Raw genomic sequence first — 19,387 nt, forward strand, 5'->3', positions numbered from 1 at the left:
TTACAACCCTCTTTCCTTAATCCACGCTCTTACCTTAATTCCGGGTTCAATTACACTGACACCCGAGATAATGATTTGGTCGCCATCGTTAAGCCCAGCTAACACTTGATTTTTGTCATTCATCTCAATTGCGGCTTTAGACACAATGCCTTGCTCATCGACACGCCAAACGTATGTTTTGCCGTTTTCTTCTAGCAACGCGGAGTTAGGAATCTTTGTCGCTCCTGCACTTTTGGACAGGAGGTAAGCATTGCCAGACATTCCCGGCAAAAGGCCTATTTCTGCTGGCCGCTCCATGACCATCGTGACTTTGTAACTGCCCGTTTTAGGGTCGGCTTCTGTATCGATTTCCTGAAAGGTTAAGTCAAAGGCTCGCTCGGGGAACGCATCAAATATCATTCTGGCAGAGACATCGCTCCCCTGGGTGTAACGATTTAGAAGATAGTCTGGGATTTGGAATATCACTTTGAGGAGTTGGTTGGACTGAATATTCATCACCCCTTCTTTCGCGGCAACATATTCATGGTTTTCTGCTGGAATGTACGAAATAGTGCCATCATATGGCGCGACAAGTTTGGTATATCTTAAGTTTGCCTTTGCTTGATTCCATTGAGCTTTTGCCGAGTTGTGGTTCGCTTTTGCCTCATCAAAATCTTGCTCAGATACTACTTGGTCTTTACGTAGCTTTTGGTATCGCTTGTATTGCACATCTGCGAGCAAAAAATTTGCCCGAGCTTGCTGTTCGAGCAGAGAATATTCATCTGGGTTTAATGACGCCAAAACATCACCTTTACTGACGACTTGACCTTCATTCACTTCTATCGTTTGAAGAAGCCCTGGAACTCGAAATGTCAGTACTGCTCTATCGCCAGCTTCCGTAGTGGCAGGAAAATGTCGCTCAAACTGGGCATTGCCAACAGATACTGTAAATAGCTTCGCAGGGCGCGATTCAGGTTCAGGAACAGGAGGAAGTTCTTTACCGCACCCCGACAAGACAGCCGAGATGGCAATAGGAATGAGCAATTTTCTCATTACATTCATCCATAAAAATTGGGGGATTATTTTTAAAGTAGATGAATTTTGAACGAACTTCCAGAGCAGAAAAGATTAATAGTGCTTTAAAATTAGTAATTTGTGATAAAAAAGCAGGCTTTATGCCTGCTTCAGTTAAATCTTCTTTGGATACAAAATGCCTAGAGCTTACTGAATTCTCTGTTCACCCTATATGTATCAGACGTAACATAAGCTTCCATGTTACGAATTTTGCCATCAAGACGGTCAAAATCCCTTTCCAACACACTGAGCAGTTGATCAGGGCTTTGCCCTTTCTGCCAAGGCTTACTTTTGAGCGTATGCTCTTGCTGCGCTCTGATATTTTCAGAATACGTTACTGGTTGCTTTTCTAACATAAACGCCATCGCGATGTACGCTAACAATACCAAAAACGTACCACCTAACAGCGCTGCAGAAATCACTACAATACGAATCAACCAAACTTCTGCACCAAAGTAGTTGGCAATACCGGCGCAAACACCGGAGATTTTGCCATTTACTGGATCACGATACAGTTCTCGATTATTCATACTTGCGTCTCCATGTTGGTGACTCAGCATCCAAGATGCGCTCCAATGTATCAACTCGGGACTGCATCGCTTCTGCTTTTTCAGATAGTACCTGAAGGCGCTCTAAATCCTGGCTCGACAGTGCACTATCTGTTTTGCGTTTGCTGCGATAGTGTAAGAAGAGCCATAGTGGAGCGACAAAGATTAAAAAGACAATCACTGGTCCTGCTATAAAAAATGCCGACATAAATGGCTCCTTTCTTATTTATCTTTCGATGACATCTGTTCTTTCAGTTTTGCCAACTCTTTTTCAATTTCGTCTTGTGCCTGCAACTCTGCAAACTCTTGTTCTAGCGATTTAGCATTACCGGTTTGAGCATACAGGTCTGCTTCCGCTTCCATTTCATCCACTTTACGTGAGTATTGCTCGAATTTCGCCATCGCTTCATTAGTACGGCTAGTGTGCAGGTGTTTTTGCACATCACGACGGTTAGATGCAGTTTGGTTACGAATTGCTAGTGCTTGCTGTTTTGCGCGCGTTTCAGCAATTTTGCTTTCCAACTTACCAATCTCGCCAGTAAGCTTATCGATCGTTTCTTCCACTAAGGTTTGCTCAGTGTGGAGGCCTTTAATCACTTGCTCTAGCTTTTGCTTTTCAATTAACGCTGCACGAGCTAGATCTTCACGCTCTTTAACTAATGCTAAGCTCGCTTTTTGGCCCCATTCGCCAATTTGCTCTTCTAACGTTTCAACCTTACGAGCCAACTCTTTCTTGTCTGCAATCGCTTTAGCCGAGTTAGTACGCACTTCAACAAGTGTGTCTTCCATTTCTTGAATGATAAGACGGATCATTTTTTCAGGATCTTCCGCCTTGTCCAGTAATGCACTGATGTTTGAGTTAACGATATCTGCAAATCGAGAAAAAATACCCATAACGGAACTCCTCTTTTTTCCTATTAAAACTCGACAAGGTGGTGATTAACCTTGTGTCTCCCTGAATATATAACAAGTAACGTGCCAACTTATAATTTTCTTTTAAATCAGAGTGTTATTCATTTTGTTGTCGTTACACACTATTGTGCTATGATGTTTTTCACCAACTGTTGGTGAAATTTACCAACTCTATCTCTAAATCATGGCTCGGCTGTTAAATAAGAAGGACTTTATGAAGCAAAACCTGATTGGTGAATCACCTGCTTTTCTCGCTGTACTAGATAAAGTATCACAACTTGCACCCATTGAGCGCCCTGTCCTCATCATTGGTGAACGAGGTACGGGTAAAGAACTCATCGCTCAGCGTTTGCATTATTTATCAAGACGTTGGGATAAACCACTACTATCACTCAACTGTGCGACATTAAGCGAAGGGCTAATAGATTCCGAATTGTTTGGACATGAATCCGGCTCCTTCACAGGCTCTAAAGGTAAGCATAAAGGGCGTTTCGAGCGTGCCGAGGGCGGTACTTTGTTTCTTGACGAGCTGGCGACCGCACCACTTTTAGTTCAAGAAAAGCTATTACGCGTCATCGAATATGGTGAATATGAGCGAGTTGGCGGTCATACCGCTCTCAATGCGGATGTTCGACTTGTTTGTGCAACCAATGCCGACCTACCAAAATTGGCAGAGCAAGGTGATTTTCGTGCAGATCTGCTCGACAGGCTAGCCTTCGATGTCATTATGTTACCGCCTCTTCGCGAGCGCAAAGAAGACATTCTCTCTTTAGCAGAGCACTACGCGATGAAAATGTGTCGTGAACTGCAACTGGAATACTTTGTCGGTTTTACCCCAAAAGCGCAGCAGTCGCTTATTGAATATGAATGGCCCGGTAACGTCCGCGAACTAAAAAACGTGATTGAACGTGCGATTTACCAACATGGTCTGAATGCTCACCCAATTGATGAACTGGTTTTCAATCCTTTTGAAACGGTTTGGCACAGCGCGCTTGGCCATAGTGCAAAACAAGCAGAACAACAAGAAGAGGAAGCATCAAGCAACACCATCCAATTCCCTCTAGACTATAAACAATGGCAAGAGGAACAAGATATCCATTTACTCAATCGTGCATTGGAAGAAGCCAAGTTTAATCAACGACAAGCAGCCGAGCTACTTGGCTTGAGCTATCACCAATTACGAGGGATGGTTAGAAAATATGGTTTGGTCGGACAAAGCTAACTTGACCGAGAGTACTCAATCAATACACGAGCTCGTGACTGCGCTCTAATTCGCATGCATTTATGGCATAACACCTTACAGTGTATGGATTTTATGTTTGGAGCGAGTTCACAAAGGTGATAAATTAGCGAGATCATTTTCGCTTGTTAGCTTTGAAAGAGTAAGATCAAACGAAACGAGCAAGATCCAATGAACATTTCATATTATGAATGCTTTTATAAGATTATCGCTGAGCCTTATTGGGATTAGCCTACTGACCGCTTGTGGCGATGAAATTGACCACAATGATATTCGCAAAGCTGGCTTTGTGTTTTGCGGACAAGGTAAGCCGACCACGTTTAACCCTCAGCTTATTGATAGCGGTATTACCGCAGAGGCTCTGAGCCCGCAGCTGTACGATACGCTGCTCACGCTCGATCCTAAATCACATCAGCCCGTGGCAAGCATCGCCGAGAGTTGGTCAGTAAATGAATCAGGGACGGAATACACGTTTAAGCTTAAACGTGGTGTTAAATTCCAAACCACACCTTGGTTCACACCCACTCGCCCATTGAATGCAAAAGATGTGGTATTTAGCTTCAAGCGAATCATCGATGTAGACCATCCTTTTCACCAAGTAGGTGGTGGTTTTTATCCATGGTTTGCAGGGTTAGATTTTCAAAACCTACTCCAAGACGTGGTTGCAATAGATGAGTATACGGTAAGGTTTACGTTATCTCAGCCAAACTTTTCTTTCTTGGCCAATATTGCCACCAGCCATGCGGTTATCTTGTCTGCGGAGTATGGACAGCAATTGGCAGCAAAAGATCATAAAGAAGAAATCGACCAACTTCCTATCGGTACCGGCCCTTATCAATTAAAAGAGTACCAAGTGAACGACTTGATTCGATTAGAGCGTCATTCAAATTACTGGAAGTCACCAGCAAAAATGGAACAAGTGGTGTTCGATATCTCTCACAGAGGGACGGGTACATTAGCTAAACTTTTAAGAAACGAGTGTGACGTACTCTCTTCACCTATTTCGAGCCAAATACCTGTCATTCAAGAAAATGACAACCTTGAGCTGACGGCTACACCAGCTAACAACGTTTCCTTTATTGCGATAAACACAGAAACCACCGCGCTGAGTGATGCTCGAGTTCGCCAAGCTCTTAACTTAGCGATCAACCGTCAAAATATTTTAGATTCGGTTTACTACGGAACTGGCTCCCAAGCTTATACCTTGCTACCACCTAATTCATGGGCTTATCAAAAAGACAGCGTAAAAATTCGTTATGACCGGAATTATGCATTGGCACTACTTCGAGATGCAGGCTACGAAGACGGCCTAGAATTGACCATGTGGGTACCACTTGAACCACGTGCTTTTAACCCAAGCCCTCGCAAGACCGCAGAGCTAATCCAAGCGAATTTTGCCGATATTGGGGTTAAATTAACGCTACTTACCGATGATAGGTTTGAACGTGTGGATTTGGAGAACATCAACGATATCGATTTACTTTTAACTGGTTGGATTGGTGATACCGGGGATCCTGACAACTTTTTCCGCCCTTTATTATCTTGCGAGTCTGACCGCGTTGGCCTTAACGTGTCCATGTGGTGTAACGATGACTTCGATTTCTTGCTCGATTTGGCTTTAGAAACTCAAGAACCGCGTTACCGTTTGAACCTATATCGCCAAGCACAGAACATTTTGAATCAAGAGTTCCCGGTTATTCCTCTGGCGCATGGCGTGCAGTTCCGTGTGCACGACAAATCGCTGACAGGCTTCAAATCAAGCCCTTTCAATGCCCAACCGTTTGATAGAGTTGAGAGAATTCACTGATGTTTTGGTATACCGTTCGACGCTTTAACCTATTTATCATCACTTTGATGATCCTTACATTAGTGGGTTTTTCTCTGCTGCGCCTTGACCCTCTCTCGCACTGGGCAAACGTTGATTTTTGGTCTGGTTGGCAAACTTACTTAATCAACCTTTCTCAGCTTGATTTTGGCATAAGTAAAAACGGCAACGCGATTTATGACGAGCTCGCCGTTGTATTCCCAGCCACTTTGGAATTGTGTTTCTTTGCCTTTTTGGTGTCCCTTTTGATCGGTATTCCACTTGGAACCGTGGCTGGGATGAAGCAAGGTAAATGGCTCGATACCAGCATTTCATTCATGTCAATGTCTGGTTATTCCGCCCCAATCTTTTGGGTAGCTCTGCTACTTATCATGGTCTTTTCATTGGAATACCAACTATTTCCCGTTGCGGGACGGTATGATTTACTTTACGAAATTGATCATGTAACCGGGTTTGCCATTATCGACGCATTCATGGCGAAAGGCGAATACCGCGCTCACGCACTGCAAAGCGTTATTGAGCATATGGTGCTGCCATGTTTGGTGCTTGCTTTGGCTCCAACCACCCAGGTTGTCGGACTAATGCGCTCCTCGGTAGCGGAAGTGATGAGCCAAAACTACATCCGTGCAGCGAGAATCAAAGGTCTTTCTAACCGCGAAATCGTAACTCAACATGTATTGCGGAATGCGATACCGCCTATCATTCCCAAGGTTGGTGTTCAACTTTCGAGTATGATTACCTTAGCTATCATCACGGAGTCTATTTTTAACTGGCCAGGTATTGGTCGTTGGCTTTTAGATGCGCTAGCAAGCCAAGACTATGCATCTATCCAAGCTGGCGTGATGGTACTTGCGACTTTGGTTCTTACCGCTAACATACTCTCGGATTTGATTGGCGCGATGATTAACCCTTTAGTTCGAAAGGAATGGTATGCTAACAAATAACGTTTATCAGGAAGAGCGCATTCCAACACAGTTTGAGCGTTTTTGGCGAAGCTACCGCGCCAACGGACTAGCCATGTTTGGCTTGTGGTGCTTGGTGTTTATCGTCCTTATTACCATTTTTGCCCCCCTACTTGCACCATTTGACGCCCAAGCACAGTCAGGTGAGTTGCTTGTGCCGCCATCATGGGCTCCAGCAGGAACGGTTGATTACTTTTTGGGGACCGATGACTTAGGTAGAGATATTCTTTCGCGCCTGATTATGGGCTCTCAGCTGACATTTGGCGCTGCTGTCGCCATCACCGCAATTGCTGCCGTTGTAGGCTGTTTAATTGGCGTATTGGCAGGTATGACGAAAGGCTTACTGTCGAGTACTCTCAACCACTTGCTCGATACCGTCATGTCGATCCCGTCGCTCTTATTAGCAATCATTTTTGTGGCATTTCTAGGCTTTGGTGGGTTCAATATTTTACTCGCAATCTGCTTGGCTTTGATTCCGCGTTTTATTCGCTCCGTTTATATCGCAGTCCACACCGAAGTTGAAAAAGACTACATAATGGCAGCACGCCTTGATGGCGCTAATGATTTCTACTTACTGTGGAGTTCAATTCTTCCTAACATTCTGACGGTCATTGCCGCTGAAATCACACTCGCGCTCTCTGCTGCGATTTTAGATATTACGGCACTGGGTTTTCTTGGCCTAGGCGCACAGGCACCAAGCACCGAGTGGGGAGCAATATTAGGTGACTCTGTCGAGCTTATTTATATTGCACCTTGGACAGTGACCCTACCCGGCCTGACCATCATGTTTACTGTTATTACCCTAAACTTAGTAGGTGAAGGTGTACGTCAAGCGCTTAATGCGGGGATCGAATAATGCCGTTGTTAGATATTCGACATTTGACCATTGAGATCGAAACACCTCAAGGGTTGGTCAAAGCCGTTGACCGAATGAGCCTAACTTTGAACGAAGGCGAAATTCGTGGTCTTGTAGGTGAGTCTGGTTCAGGGAAAAGCTTAGTTGCAAAAGCGATTGTCGGTGTGAGTAAAGATAACTGGCGCATCACCGCTGACCGTATGCGCCTTGGCAATATTGACTTGCTTCAGCTTACGCCAAAAGAGCGTCGGCGCGTCATTGCTCGTGATATTGCGATGATTTTCCAAGAGCCTTCAACTTGTCTTGACCCTTCAGAGGAAGTCGGGCGTCAATTGATTGAATCCATTCCATCTCGCGCATTTGAAGGGAAATGGTGGGAGCGATTTAAATGGCGTAAAAAACAGGCCATCGCGCTTTTGCATAAAGTGGGTATTAAAGATCACAAGCGTTTAATGGGTAGCTACCCTTATGAACTGACTGATGGTGAGTGTCAAAAAGTCATGATTGCCATGGCGATAGCGACCAAACCAAAGTTGCTGATCGCAGATGAGCCAACCAACGACTTAGACCCAATTACTCAATCGCAAATTTTGCGTCTGTTGAGCCGCATGAACCAACTTAATAACACAACCATTTTGCTTATCGGCCACGACTTAGCGACCATAACACAGTGGGCAGGACGTATTACGGTAATGTATTGTGGTCAGTCGGTGGAGTCTGCCGATACCAGTAAAATCATTGCGGCACCCAAGCACCCGTACACCGATGCCTTGCTTAAAGCGATGCCTGACTTTAATGATTGGGTACCACACAAGCAAAAACTCCAATCCCTACCGGGCTCGATTCCGCCATTGCAGCATCTACCTATCGGTTGTCGCCTCGGACCACGTTGCCCATATGCGCAGAAACAATGTGTAGAAATTCCACACACCAGACGAATTAAGAATCATAAATTTAACTGCCACTTTCCATTGAACACGGAGAAAAAGTCATGAGTGCGTTACTTGAAGTCGATAATTTATCGAAGCAATTTGTTACGCGCTCCCGTCTGTTCAAACGCCAGGTTAATGAGGCAGTAAAACCGGTAAGCTTTACTTTAGAGCCAGGGCAAACTATTGGTTTTATTGGTCAAAACGGGTCAGGAAAATCCACACTAGCTCGTATGCTTGCTGGCGTTGTTGAACCAAGCTCCGGAGAGATCCGTGTGAATGGCGAACGATTGGAGCACAAAGATTACGCGACACGCTGCAAGCTCATCCGCATGATTTTCCAAGATCCAAACACATCGTTAAACCCACGAATCCAGATTGGTCGTATTTTAGAAGGTCCGCTAAAGCGAAATACCAACATGCCGCCAGATGCGCGCATGCAGCGTGTAAAGAACACCCTGCTCCGCGTAGGATTGCTGCCTGAGCACGCCTATTTTTATCCACAAATGCTAGCTGCCGGTCAAAAACAGCGCGTATGTTTGGCTCGTGCACTTATTCTTCAACCTTCAATCATTGTCGCTGATGAGGCGTTAAACGGTTTGGATATGGCAATGCGCTCGCAGATCATTAACTTATTCCTCGAGTTGCAAGAAGAGATGGGATTGTCATTTGTGTACGTGTCTCAGCATATTGGCATTGTTAAGCATATTACTGATAAAGTGATGGTGATGCATGAAGGTGAAGTGGTCGAGTTTGGCGAGACCAACCAAGTACTGACTCATCCCGAGCATCCTATTACTCAACGATTAGTCGAAAGCCACTTTTACAAAGCGCCAAGCCATCAAACAAAATAGCTTATCAAAGATGTAATCGTGCAAATGTAAAGAAGCCTGCTTTAACGCAGGCTTCTTTATTGCATGGGTACTAATCAAAAAACTAACGGCGGCTCGCTTGTTTGCGCAGTTCAAAATCAAACTCGTCAGGAAACAATACGACCCCTTCTTCATTTTGATTTGGGAATACAACAATCGATAGCTCGTCATCCTCTAGACCAGAGGTCCAACGGCTGTGCCACTTGTTTAGAGAGATCGCTTCTGGCTCGCAATCTTCCCAATCACCATTCGCCCATTGCAAAGCGAACTCTTCGTTTGGCCATACTGGTACACAATCATCATCTTCTGTATTTAACATGACACAGCCATGTTCGTCTTTCAGAATCCAAACCTTACGATTCGCCACAATCTCTTTTACGCAGTACTTTAAACGTTGCTCTTCGTTGTAGCGATTAATGGTATCCATCTGCTCTTGGGTCAGTTGCTCAGACATATTCGTCTCCTATTTCCCATAGAAAAATGCCCGCAGCTAGGCGGGCATTTAAAGTATATGCTAGAAAATTAAGCTAGCTCAGTTTGAAGCCAAGGCCAACCTTGCTTCTTACGACTTAGCGTGTTTTCCATCATTAGCATGCCGTCTTTTTCGTGCTTAACAAGCTTCTCAGCCCACTCACCTTTGTATAGAAGACGAGTTTGAGCAGTCGTGATGTCTGTTAGCATTACAGCAGCGAACGCTAGGTTATCTTTCTCACAACGAGATTCTAGGTCTGCTTCTAGTGCTTCGATCATACCGTCAACTTGCTCAAGAGTTGCAAGTTCAACTTGCCCAACCACTACGTCACGACCGTTGAATGGGTAACCTTTAAGGTCTTTCTCAACAAGCTCAGCCGCTGATAGACCTTCGATGTTTGTTTTAGCAATTAGAAGATCTTTAGTGAACGCGTCAACATCTTGTACGTCTGCGATTGCCGCTAGTTCAGCAACGGCATCTTTGTCTTTTTGTGTACAAGTTGGAGAAGCAAAACCTACTGTGTCAGATAGAATTGCTGACATCATTAGCTTAGCAATTTGTGGAGTAATCGCGTGACCTTCAATCTTGAACATGTTGAATAGAACAGTGTTGGTACAACCAACAGGCCAGATCCATGCTTCCATTGGGTTTACTGTCATCACGTCACCTAGACGGTGGTGGTCAACAATACCCGCAATTTCAGCTTCTGCGATATCGTCTGGTGCTTGTGCTAGATCTGAGTAATCTACTAGCCAAACGGTCTCACCCGCAACTGATGTGCGAAGCTCAGGAACTTCAGCGCCAGCAACTTCTAGGATGTGCTGAGTTTCACGGTTGATTTCGCCTTGGCGAATTGGCATAGCTTCAACGCCACGCGCTTTTAGAAGTTCAGTTGCAACGAGTGCACTACAAATACTGTCACTGTCTGGGTTCTTATGACCTACAACTAGAATCATGTTTCTTCCTATTCAAGTCAATTTTATACGCCGCCTAATACAGTTAATTAGGGCGTGTTTGCTCACAAAGGCCGATACTTTACCTGATTTCAGAGAGTTTGACACGAAGAAAAGTTCACAATGCTATTGCGAATAAATCTCATTTACATATAATGATAATTATTCCTATTTGCATTTGAGTAAACGATGAACGCGACCCAATTATTACACTCTGCACAACAGTTGTTTCAGCCTACTCAGTTTCGTTTAGCTTATAAGCGATTGCTGATCCCTATCGTCATGCTCATTTTGCTAGGCAATGAAAATACACGTGACGTAGCCGTACAGACGCTATCCGACTCATTCTGGGCAGTGTCATGCTATGTTGCTGCCACATTGGCTATTTATCATTATCTTTCAAACTTTATGTCGAAAACCAATCGAATTACCGAGCTCTACCATCGCTCGCGTAATCATCAGGTTTTCTTTGCTTCTTTATTGGGTGCTTTGCCTGGCTGTGGTGGCGCTATTGTTGTGACAACGCAATTTATTAGTGGCCGAGTGGGATTTGGTGCGATTGTCGCGGTACTTACTTCAACAATGGGTGACGCTGCCTTTTTACTTCTGGCCGCCAAACCAAGTGTTGGATTAGGCGTGGTTGGATTAGGCATTATCGTGGGTACTCTTTCAGGGTTAGTCGTTAATGCTTTTCATGCTGATAACTTTCTGCGACCAGAACCAAAAGAAGCACCTCAGACACATGCTTGTTGCCAACACCAGACAGACCGACACACGCCTCTTGAACAACGTGCAATCAATCTACAAGGCGCATTTTGGAAATGGCTTATTGTGCCTGCTAGTGTCGTTGCTGTGTTAATGTCTTTCCAAATAGATATTAATCAGTTGCTATCTTTGAAAGCCAACACCATTGAATGGCTGGGCGCTATCTTCGCGGTGATCACAATGTCATTATGGGCGATGACCAAAGAACTTGGCGATTATCAGTCAACGGTCTCTGAAGATGAAAAAATCGTGGACTCACACCCGATTCAAAAAGCAGCACAAGATACGAATTTCGTCAGTGCTTGGGTGATCGTTGCTTTTCTGGCGTTTGAGCTGACAACCTATTTTTCTGGACTCGACCTTGTAGAAACCTTTTCTCATTGGGGAATTTGGATGCCATTAGCTGGCCTAGCCATTGGTATGTTGCCTGGTTGCGGACCGCAAATTTTAGTCACTAGCCTATACATTTCTGGTGCAGCGCCACTTTCTGCGCAACTGGCCAATGCGATTTCTAACGATGGTGACGCCCTATTCCCCGCCATTGCAATGGCACCGAAAGCTGCTTTGGTCGCGACTATTTATTCGTCCATTCCTGCGTTTATTGTTGGATACGGGTATTACTTTTTATTCGAGTTCTAACGCCCAGAGCATCAAAACGAGAAAGGAGCCGCAATAGGCTCCTTTCTTGATCTTGGTATTGGGCGATTTACTTCACGTTATGCTGTAACGATCGCTTTCGCATTGAGCCCTTTATCCACGCTCACCATTAACAACTGGCAAGGTTCTTGGTTTAGCTTTTCCCCTGTCCAGTAATCATACCAGTCCACCGGTTGATCAGACGTCAGCGTAAATTCCATCGCTCCGTAACTCGCATAATTAAACAAACAATGGAGGTCATTCTTCGTCGTTAGTTTTAAAAACGCGTGATTTAAACTCAAAGCGGTAAACTTTGCAGATTGTTGGTTACGTTGTTGACGTAACATGAGCTTAGACAGTGTCTTCTTAGCAAACGGTGTAATCTCAGGGAGCGGGTCACCAGACAGCAGCAAACCACCACTCGCTAATAACACCGTGCGATGAAATTCATACTCTTCTCTGGATGCAGATTGATTAGCTAATGAAGTGAACGTGGCGCAATCCGGGTCAATTTGCCACAGTTTTCGGTGCTGCCAACTACGGTAAAAGGTTTCTTTGGCTATCTGTTCGAATCGACGACTATGACGCTCTACATCGTCAGAAACACGCATTGCATCCACAAGCCCCAGAGATGGCCACATTGGCGCGTTGCAACCTAAAAGCCACGCATCACCAGCGCCTTTGGCAATCGCTTCCATACCCATGCGGTAGGCTTCTACACCGGTGACACCCGATTGGCTTCGTTTACCTTTTAACGTGCCCCAGTAGTTTGCGTCTAATTTGAATAGCTCAACGCCCCACTCTTGACGCATAACAGAGACCACATGAGTTAGGTGATCTTGCACTTCAGGGTTTGAAGTATCGAGAATGTACCAAGGCGTGCATCGCCAACCACCGTATGTGACATCTTCTGCTTTAAGTAAGCTTCCATCTTTGTGGCGAACAAACCAATCTGGATGCTGTTTGAAGATCTCCGACTCAGGCTGAGCAATAAAGGGCGCCATCCAAATCGCCGGCTTTTTGCCTTTTGCACGGATACTATGAATGAGCTCTTTTACGCCACCAGAAAACTTATCTGATGGGGTTAACCAATCGCCCATAAAGGCTTGATAGCCATCATCCAGAAGTACCCACTCCAGGTCTTCGAGCTTATCTTGCATGCAATCAACGTTCTGCATGATGTTTTGCTCTGTCACGTCTGCGTAGTACGCGTACCACGAACACCAACCAACAGGCGCATCTTGTGTCACACCTTGGCGAACAGGATGATGCTTTGCAATCATCTCGCCATAGGTTTGATAAAGCTCGGACAGCGATTGACCACAGAGTACCGCCACGGATTCAAGTTGATTACTTTCCCAATCCGCCACTTGAGTCAACTCACCATCAATTGCGGCTGATAAAACCCAATGCCCATCACGCAGCACAACATCAAAATAGCCTGCAAAGCGATGACATGATGTGAAGCCAAATAATGTGTAGCCCGCTGAACCTTCCACCACTAAATAGTTGTAATAACGCTTAGGTGCATTTTTAGGGTAGATTCGATAAGAAGGATTATTGTCTGGGCAGCGACCAATATCAACGGGGTGATTGATCGTTCCCGCCGTTTGCGCCAACATTTGAAAACCATCCCCAATTACGTTGGCCTCGTGCTCGTACAAAAACGGCATTTCGAATAACACTTCACGGTCCGTAAAGGTTTTATTGTGAAGGCCAGCAAAAGAAAAATGTAATTGATTACCCTCGACTTCAACTTGGAAGTCATTGTTATTCACAGTGATCTCAGTGTGATTTGCTAATTGAATGCTCTGAGCCATAAAGAGTCTACTCACTTAATTATTATTGTTTAGCTTGGCGCATTATCTCCTGCTTGTCTCACCCAATTCGTTACCATCATCACGAATACCAGTCTCGTTTAACGTTATGAAGTTACTATTGAGACAACGCTCACTGAAATTTTGATAAAAAAATACCAGCCCTGAGGCTGGTATTTGGATTTATGCAAACTGCACTAATTAAGCAACTTCGATCGGACCACCAAATGAAGTGACTGGCGGCACTTTACCTGTGAACTTCTCGAAGTCTACGATACATGTGTTCGCAGAAGTCGCCTGTGCAAGCTCAGAAGAACCGATGTCTTGCGTTAGGGTGTTAGGATCACCGTAGGTACAGATTGCGCCTTCTTTCTCGTTTAGAGGACCGTACCATGCACCTTCTTCGATACGAATAACGCCACGTGGGTAGCTGTCAGTCAAAACAGCACCAGCTAACAGCTGACCACGACCGTTGAATACACGTACCAAATCACCATCTTTGATACCTTTTGCTTTGGCATCCGCTGGGTTGATGTAAACCGGCTCACGACCTTGTACCGCGTAAGTCGCGCGGAACTCTTCAGACTCACACATTTGAGAGTGCAGACGCTTGTCTGGGTGACAAGACTGCAACCAGAATGGGTATTTGTCTGAACCAGGGCCACCGTGTGAACGCTCTGATTTTTCGAACCACATTGGGTGCTCTTGACAGTGTTCGTAACCGTAACGGCCGATCTTACGTGATGTAATCTCGATGAAGCCAGACGGTGTACCTAGAGGGTTAAGCTCAGGGTCTTTACGGAAGTCCGCGTGACGAACCCAAGGTTTACCTTCACCGAAGTCTAGTACGCTCTTCTCCCAGAACTCATTGAATTCTGGCATTTCGAACTTACCTTCGTTCGCTTTCTTACAATCGTTGTATAGGCTTTCGATCCACTCCATCTCGCTCATACCACGAGTGTATTCTTCGCGGCGACCAAAACGCTGAGTTAGTTCACTCATGATTTGGAAGTCAGGCTTAGATTGGAACAATGGATCGACGAGACGATGCATCGCGATCAGACCTTTGTTCGAGTATGAACCGTACACGTCGATGTCGTTACGTTCCCATTGCGTACACGCAGGTAGAACGATGTCAGAGAAACGACATGTTGCAGTCCAAGCAAACTCGATCGTTACAACCGTTTGAAGTTTGCGGAACGCTTTCTTCATGCGGTTACGATCTTGATGGTGGTGCCATGGGTTACAACCCGAGATAACCATCATCTTGAAGTCTGGCAGTTTCACTTTACCGCCGTTGTAGTTGATCTCTTTGCCAGGTTCTAGCAGACAGTCGATCCAACGTGCAACTGGGATAGTACGACTGTAACCGTTAAAGTCGTTGTTGTCCCACTTCGGTTTCATACCTTGGTCAAGGTTACGAGGGAAACCACCAGGGCCCGCGAAACCAGTAGAAGGCACACCGATACTTGAGTAATGGTGACCGTAAGAGATACCACCGCCAGGTAGACCGATTTGACCAACCATTGCAGCAACCACAGCCGCTGCCCAGTATGGCTGCTCACCGTGCTCTTGACGCTGGATACACCAACCCATCAGGATCTGTGTACGACCGCTGACTAGCATGCGTGCGAATTCACGGATCTTGTCCGCTTTCACGCCACAAATCGCTGCTGCCCATTCAGGCGTCTTCTCTACTTTGTCTTTTGTCTTACCTTGAACGTATTGAATGAACTCTTCAAAGCCTAGACAGTAAGTATCAATGAATTTCTTATCGTACAGGTTTTCGTTGTACAACACGTGTGCCACAGCGAGCATGAACGCTACGTCTGTCAGCGGGTTGATGTACAAGTGATCGTTCTCTAAGTAGCGCTGAGTTTTGTTCTTCACTGGGTCTACAGATAGAACGTTGATCTCACCTTTCGCCACTTTTTCTTTTAGTTGTGCAAGGTACTTAAACGACTCATGCGTTTCACAGTTCCAACCTACTTGAAGGTTTTTCACTGGGTCGTTAGCCCAAAGAACGATGTTGTCAGAGTTTTCTAGGATCTCAGACCAAGACGTACCTTGTGCGTACACTTCGGTTGAACCTAGCACGTACGGCATAATGGTTTGACCTGCACCCGTCGAGTAGTCACCTACTTTAGTGATGAAGTTGCCATGCATACCTACTGCACGTTGCATGTGCGCAGTACAGTTGTTGAATGAACCCGTTTGGTTCCAACCTGTTTGACCTGCATGCAGCGCCCATGGGCCGTAGTCTTTTTGAATACGTTCTAGTTCGCGATAAAACAAATCTAGCGCTTCATCCCAAGTTACTCGGATGAAACGGTTGTTACCGCGAGTATCTGCGCTGTATTTGTGTTTCTTCAACCAATCTAGACGAACCATTGGGTAACGAACACGTGAAGGGCTGTAGATAATACCCTTAATGCCGTTCAACATTTCTGTTGGGTTTTTGTCTAGCTCTAGCGGCTTGATCTCTTGAACTTTACCCGCGTAGATGTGGGCGCGGAACGCGCCCCAGTGAGAACCGGTTACTTTCCAAGTACCTGTCGTCTCAACGGCATTTGCAGAGGCGGACGCCAATAAGCTAGGACCAATTACTGACGCTGCACTTGTGGTTGCTACACCTTTAAGAAAACTTCTTCGTGTAATAGCCATTTAAAATTACTCCAATCCGACGCTTATTAGTGGTGACCTTCAGCATAATCTGAAGAGTGTTTCTGTAGATACTTCAAGATCAGTGCTTCACTGTCTGTATCTAGGTTAACGAACGCCAACATACCGTCGAACATACCTGGCCAGGTGTTCGCGTCGAAGTGCGCTTCCGCAGGTTGAGTGTGACATACAGAACAATTGGTCTTGTAGGCTTCACGAGATTTTTCCCAAACAGGATTGATGTCGTTCAGCATAGACTCTTTCTTAATCCATACTTTCGCCGCTACTTTTTCCCAAGGAAGGCCTGTTAGCTCATCCACTTTTTTCTCACCAGTCGTCACAATGTTGCTGTCTGTTGCTGCTTCTTTCATCAGAGACGCAGTCGCAATGTTCTTACCGAAGTCTTCTTGAATTACACGACCAAAACCTTTTGCTTTGCGCCAACCGTCAATTTCGATCTCAACAAACTCGCCTTTGTCTTCAAGAACTTTAACGGTCGATGCAGGATTAAGAAGACCAGCTTCTTTACTGCCTTGCGCATCAAAGTAAATTGGTAGGTGACGAACGCTCACGAGTTGCTGACCAACGCCGTAATCCGTGTTAGAAGTCATACCCTCTAGATCACCCACGATACCGCCAATGCTGTCCATGCCTGCTGGTAGGTTGTGCGCAATACCCTTGTGACAGTCAACACAGCTTTGATCTTTCTCAGCGGCTTGCTTCATTTGGATACGAGCCGTAGGAGACATTTGCTCGAAATCCATCGATTCGTAGTTGTGACAGTTTTTACACTCCAGAGATTTGTTTGCCGAGAAACGATCCCATTCGTGTTTAGCAAGTTCGATACGACGCTCTTCGAACACACCCGGTTCGTCGTAGTTGCCAAATACTTGTGCAAATACTTCTTTAGAAGCTTGCATCTTACGAGCGATCTTATCTGTCCAGTTATGTGGAACGTGACAATCAGGACAGGTAGCACGAACACCAGAGTGGTTTTTCCAGTGCACCGTTTCTTGTAGCTCAACGTACACGTTGTCACGCATTGTGTGACAACTAATACAGAATTCTTCTGTGTTGGTTGCTTCTAGAGCGGTGTTAAAGCCACCCCAAAAGATAACACCAGCAATAAAGCCGCCCATAGTCAGCACACCTAGGCTGATATGTACAGCTGGGCGCGTCATGGTACGCCACAGTTTAATGATTAATGATTTCATTATTTGCTCTCTTAAAATCTTTTCAAAAGTGTGGTTATGAGCTCACTGGCTTACATGCCGTGCGCGCCTGGAGGTCCAAAGAAGAAGACTTGCAACATCCAAACGATGAACCCGTAGCCGCCAACAAAGGCCACACTCAGAATTGGGAAGAGAACAACTGCAATGAAGAGGAACGACTTCCACTCCAGGGAGCGTTTTTCACCACTCTCAATTTTATTAACATCACTCATACATTTGCCTATTTTGTATCTAGTGTTATTGAAAAGCCCGCGTAACCAAGCTTAAGTTTTTTACAATCTCTAATGGAAAATGTTAGACCATACTAATAGTAGGGTTCAATCAAATAAGCGACCTCAGACCTTGTAATTCAACACTTTTTTGAGCTCATACAGAGATATGATGGATTGATGTTATTTATTAAAAAACATGAACAGATGTGACAAAATAAGTCTTTTAAGGAGTTGTTAAATAACCAACATTTAAGAAACATCGATCACATTTAAATCGTAATTACCATGCCATAAATCGACTTAAAAACTCCGAAAAAGATATCCACTTGTAAACAGAATGCTGCGTATTAATGTCTAAAATAGCACTCAAGGTTTACTTTAAGAACAGCAAAAAGTGCACATAGTGGTTCATATAAAGGGGAGGCTTAGATACAATTATTCGCGTATTTTCAAGGAGCGATTATGGATAACGTGGTGGATATAAGCTGGGTCAAACTGGCACTGTTTGGTTTGATTTTATTGGTCCCCTTCTTTATCAATGCCCGCTACAAATTAGGGATAGCAAAAGACACCATAATCAGTGTTATCCGAATGACACTTCAGCTCATATTGATTGGCGTGTATTTAGAATATCTTTTTCAATTAAACAGCTTACTTGTCAATATACTTTGGCTTGCCATCATGCTACTGATTGGTGCCAGCTCAATTGCGGGAAAAGCTCACTTACCTAAAAAGCCACTTATGCTTCCGCTACTAACGGGCCTTACCTGTGGTCTAATACCACTTCTGATAGCAATTACAGCAGGCCTAGTGCAACCATCCCCTATTTACAATGCGCAGTACATGATCCCACTTGCTGGTATGTTATTGGGTAACAGCTTGAGTAGTAATATCATCGCTCTTCAGAATTTGTTTACGGCTTTTGAGCAGAGACAAGCAGAATATGAGGCTGCAATCTCACTTGGAGCCTCTCCTCGCTACGCATCCTTCCCCTTCATTCAAGAGGCTCTTAGAAAGTCCCTTGCCCCGACTTTAGCTTCTATGGCCACTACAGGACTGGTTACCTTACCGGGTATGATGACCGGTCAAATTCTAGGTGGCGCGAGCCCGATGGTTGCGATTAAATACCAGTTAGTAATTATGCTGGCTATTTTCGTCATGTTGAGTGCCTCCGTAACCATAACGTTAGAAATGACATTGCGCTGGGTACAAACCAAAGAAGGCCGAATCAAGATAAAAATCGAGCAACCCGAATCGACCAAAACTCACGGTTAGTTGGCGCTTGTGGGTAAAGCCCGTTAAACAACTTATGGTGCCAAGTCGAACGTACTTATAACTGAATAACTCAACTATTCTTCGAGCACTCATCAAGACGCTTTCAGATGAAAAGTCAGGCAGAATTCTTTTTGATATAAGCCTCTAATTTTATGAAATTTTCTTTG

Annotated in this window: 18 protein-coding genes; 8 read left to right on the plus strand and 10 right to left on the minus strand. The window is 44.9% G+C overall.

Annotated elements, in window-relative coordinates; translation table 11 throughout:
- From R8O70_RS08720 to pspA, 4 genes are all read right to left on the minus strand, one after another.
- Positions 1 to 1,032, minus strand: a complete 1,032-nt coding sequence (locus tag R8O70_RS08720; RefSeq protein WP_005378114.1) for an efflux RND transporter periplasmic adaptor subunit — start codon at positions 1,030 to 1,032, stop codon at positions 1 to 3.
- A 161-nt stretch (positions 1,033 to 1,193) separates the two neighbouring features.
- Positions 1,194 to 1,583: an envelope stress response membrane protein PspC gene (gene pspC, locus R8O70_RS08725; RefSeq protein WP_025766867.1), complete on the minus strand. Its 390-nt coding sequence runs from the start codon at positions 1,581 to 1,583 to the stop codon at positions 1,194 to 1,196.
- On the minus strand, positions 1,576 to 1,809 hold the full coding sequence (gene pspB / locus R8O70_RS08730; protein ID WP_005378117.1) for an envelope stress response membrane protein PspB: 234 nt from the start codon (positions 1,807 to 1,809) through the stop codon (positions 1,576 to 1,578). The genes pspC and pspB overlap by 8 nt, the downstream gene beginning before the upstream one ends.
- A 14-nt stretch (positions 1,810 to 1,823) precedes the next feature.
- A complete protein-coding gene (gene pspA, locus R8O70_RS08735) occupies positions 1,824 to 2,495 on the minus strand; it encodes a phage shock protein PspA (RefSeq protein ID WP_005378119.1) in 672 nt (223 codons plus the stop codon).
- 232 nt (positions 2,496 to 2,727) lie between these two features.
- Here pspA and pspF point away from each other — a divergent pair, with 232 nt between their 5' ends.
- From pspF to R8O70_RS08765, 6 genes are all read left to right on the plus strand, one after another.
- Positions 2,728 to 3,735: a phage shock protein operon transcriptional activator gene (gene pspF, locus R8O70_RS08740; protein WP_017820869.1), complete on the plus strand. Its 1,008-nt coding sequence runs from the start codon at positions 2,728 to 2,730 to the stop codon at positions 3,733 to 3,735.
- A 205-nt stretch (positions 3,736 to 3,940) separates the two neighbouring features.
- Entirely contained in the window at positions 3,941 to 5,560 is a 1,620-nt protein-coding gene (sapA, locus tag R8O70_RS08745) for an ABC transporter substrate-binding protein SapA (protein WP_033905101.1), read from the plus strand.
- Positions 5,560 to 6,522, plus strand: coding sequence for an ABC transporter permease (locus R8O70_RS08750; RefSeq protein WP_005378122.1), 963 nt, complete (start codon positions 5,560 to 5,562; stop codon positions 6,520 to 6,522). Before sapA ends, R8O70_RS08750 begins: the two co-directional genes overlap by 1 nt.
- Entirely contained in the window at positions 6,509 to 7,396 is an 888-nt protein-coding gene (locus R8O70_RS08755) for an ABC transporter permease subunit (protein ID WP_005378123.1), read from the plus strand. Before R8O70_RS08750 ends, R8O70_RS08755 begins: the two co-directional genes overlap by 14 nt.
- A complete protein-coding gene (locus tag R8O70_RS08760) occupies positions 7,396 to 8,391 on the plus strand; it encodes an oligopeptide/dipeptide ABC transporter ATP-binding protein (protein ID WP_005378126.1) in 996 nt (331 codons plus the stop codon). Before R8O70_RS08755 ends, R8O70_RS08760 begins: the two co-directional genes overlap by 1 nt.
- Positions 8,388 to 9,179 carry an ATP-binding cassette domain-containing protein gene (locus tag R8O70_RS08765; RefSeq protein WP_005393308.1) on the plus strand — a complete coding sequence of 264 codons (792 nt, stop codon included), beginning with the start codon at positions 8,388 to 8,390 and terminating at the stop codon, positions 9,177 to 9,179. The genes R8O70_RS08760 and R8O70_RS08765 overlap by 4 nt, the downstream gene beginning before the upstream one ends.
- 82 nt (positions 9,180 to 9,261) lie before the next feature.
- Here the strand turns inward: R8O70_RS08765 and R8O70_RS08770 are convergent, their stop codons facing one another.
- Positions 9,262 to 9,651, minus strand: coding sequence for a DUF2750 domain-containing protein (locus R8O70_RS08770; RefSeq protein WP_005378129.1), 390 nt, complete (start codon positions 9,649 to 9,651; stop codon positions 9,262 to 9,264).
- A 68-nt stretch (positions 9,652 to 9,719) separates the two neighbouring features.
- Positions 9,720 to 10,625 carry a manganese-dependent inorganic pyrophosphatase gene (locus R8O70_RS08775; protein ID WP_017634678.1) on the minus strand — a complete coding sequence of 302 codons (906 nt, stop codon included), beginning with the start codon at positions 10,623 to 10,625 and terminating at the stop codon, positions 9,720 to 9,722.
- 186 nt (positions 10,626 to 10,811) lie between these two features.
- Here R8O70_RS08775 and R8O70_RS08780 point away from each other — a divergent pair, with 186 nt between their 5' ends.
- Complete coding sequence (locus R8O70_RS08780) at positions 10,812 to 12,026, plus strand: putative manganese transporter (protein ID WP_005378133.1); 1,215 nt, start codon at positions 10,812 to 10,814, stop codon at positions 12,024 to 12,026.
- 77 nt (positions 12,027 to 12,103) lie between these two features.
- Here the strand turns inward: R8O70_RS08780 and R8O70_RS08785 are convergent, their stop codons facing one another.
- The 4 genes from R8O70_RS08785 to torE all read right to left on the minus strand — a co-directional run bounded on the left by R8O70_RS08785 (position 12,104) and on the right by torE (position 17,945).
- Positions 12,104 to 13,843, minus strand: coding sequence for a glycoside hydrolase family 36 protein (locus R8O70_RS08785; protein WP_053303207.1), 1,740 nt, complete (start codon positions 13,841 to 13,843; stop codon positions 12,104 to 12,106).
- A 198-nt stretch (positions 13,844 to 14,041) separates the two neighbouring features.
- The gene (gene torA / locus R8O70_RS08790) at positions 14,042 to 16,504 is read right to left on the minus strand and encodes a trimethylamine-N-oxide reductase TorA (RefSeq protein WP_005378138.1); all 2,463 of its coding nucleotides are present in this window, start codon (positions 16,502 to 16,504) and stop codon (positions 14,042 to 14,044) included.
- A 26-nt stretch (positions 16,505 to 16,530) separates the two neighbouring features.
- The gene (gene torC / locus R8O70_RS08795) at positions 16,531 to 17,715 is read right to left on the minus strand and encodes a pentaheme c-type cytochrome TorC (RefSeq protein ID WP_005378139.1); all 1,185 of its coding nucleotides are present in this window, start codon (positions 17,713 to 17,715) and stop codon (positions 16,531 to 16,533) included.
- A gap of 50 nt (positions 17,716 to 17,765) precedes the next feature.
- On the minus strand, positions 17,766 to 17,945 hold the full coding sequence (gene torE, locus R8O70_RS08800; protein WP_005378141.1) for a trimethylamine N-oxide reductase system protein TorE: 180 nt from the start codon (positions 17,943 to 17,945) through the stop codon (positions 17,766 to 17,768).
- 462 nt (positions 17,946 to 18,407) lie between these two features.
- Between torE and R8O70_RS08805 the strand changes: the two genes are divergently transcribed.
- On the plus strand, positions 18,408 to 19,220 hold the full coding sequence (locus tag R8O70_RS08805; RefSeq protein WP_017634681.1) for an ABC transporter permease: 813 nt from the start codon (positions 18,408 to 18,410) through the stop codon (positions 19,218 to 19,220).
- Positions 19,221 to 19,387: the final 167 nt, after the last annotated feature.

The organism is Vibrio sp. 779(2023) (assembly GCF_033344285.1).
Classification (GTDB): domain Bacteria; phylum Pseudomonadota; class Gammaproteobacteria; order Enterobacterales; family Vibrionaceae; genus Vibrio; species Vibrio alginolyticus.

What these genes read in the sequence shown, in the direction of transcription:
- R8O70_RS08780 (WP_005378133.1), top strand. Translation starts at nt 10,812, where the DNA reads ATGAACGCGACCCAATTATTACACTCTGCACAACAGTTGTTTCAGCCT.
- R8O70_RS08750 (WP_005378122.1), top strand. Translation starts at nt 5,560, where the DNA reads ATGTTTTGGTATACCGTTCGACGCTTTAACCTATTTATCATCACTTTG.
- torA (WP_005378138.1), bottom strand. Translation starts at nt 16,504, where the DNA reads ATGGCTATTACACGAAGAAGTTTTCTTAAAGGTGTAGCAACCACAAGT.
- torC (WP_005378139.1), bottom strand. Translation starts at nt 17,715, where the DNA reads ATGAAATCATTAATCATTAAACTGTGGCGTACCATGACGCGCCCAGCT.
- R8O70_RS08775 (WP_017634678.1), bottom strand. Translation starts at nt 10,625, where the DNA reads ATGATTCTAGTTGTAGGTCATAAGAACCCAGACAGTGACAGTATTTGT.
- R8O70_RS08720 (WP_005378114.1), bottom strand. Translation starts at nt 1,032, where the DNA reads ATGAGAAAATTGCTCATTCCTATTGCCATCTCGGCTGTCTTGTCGGGG.
- pspB (WP_005378117.1), bottom strand. Translation starts at nt 1,809, where the DNA reads ATGTCGGCATTTTTTATAGCAGGACCAGTGATTGTCTTTTTAATCTTT.
- R8O70_RS08770 (WP_005378129.1), bottom strand. Translation starts at nt 9,651, where the DNA reads ATGTCTGAGCAACTGACCCAAGAGCAGATGGATACCATTAATCGCTAC.
- sapA (WP_033905101.1), top strand. Translation starts at nt 3,941, where the DNA reads ATGAATGCTTTTATAAGATTATCGCTGAGCCTTATTGGGATTAGCCTA.
- R8O70_RS08785 (WP_053303207.1), bottom strand. Translation starts at nt 13,843, where the DNA reads ATGGCTCAGAGCATTCAATTAGCAAATCACACTGAGATCACTGTGAAT.
- torE (WP_005378141.1), bottom strand. Translation starts at nt 17,945, where the DNA reads ATGAGTGATGTTAATAAAATTGAGAGTGGTGAAAAACGCTCCCTGGAG.
- R8O70_RS08755 (WP_005378123.1), top strand. Translation starts at nt 6,509, where the DNA reads ATGCTAACAAATAACGTTTATCAGGAAGAGCGCATTCCAACACAGTTT.
- pspA (WP_005378119.1), bottom strand. Translation starts at nt 2,495, where the DNA reads ATGGGTATTTTTTCTCGATTTGCAGATATCGTTAACTCAAACATCAGT.
- pspC (WP_025766867.1), bottom strand. Translation starts at nt 1,583, where the DNA reads ATGAATAATCGAGAACTGTATCGTGATCCAGTAAATGGCAAAATCTCC.
- R8O70_RS08805 (WP_017634681.1), top strand. Translation starts at nt 18,408, where the DNA reads ATGGATAACGTGGTGGATATAAGCTGGGTCAAACTGGCACTGTTTGGT.
- R8O70_RS08760 (WP_005378126.1), top strand. Translation starts at nt 7,396, where the DNA reads ATGCCGTTGTTAGATATTCGACATTTGACCATTGAGATCGAAACACCT.
- R8O70_RS08765 (WP_005393308.1), top strand. Translation starts at nt 8,388, where the DNA reads ATGAGTGCGTTACTTGAAGTCGATAATTTATCGAAGCAATTTGTTACG.
- pspF (WP_017820869.1), top strand. Translation starts at nt 2,728, where the DNA reads ATGAAGCAAAACCTGATTGGTGAATCACCTGCTTTTCTCGCTGTACTA.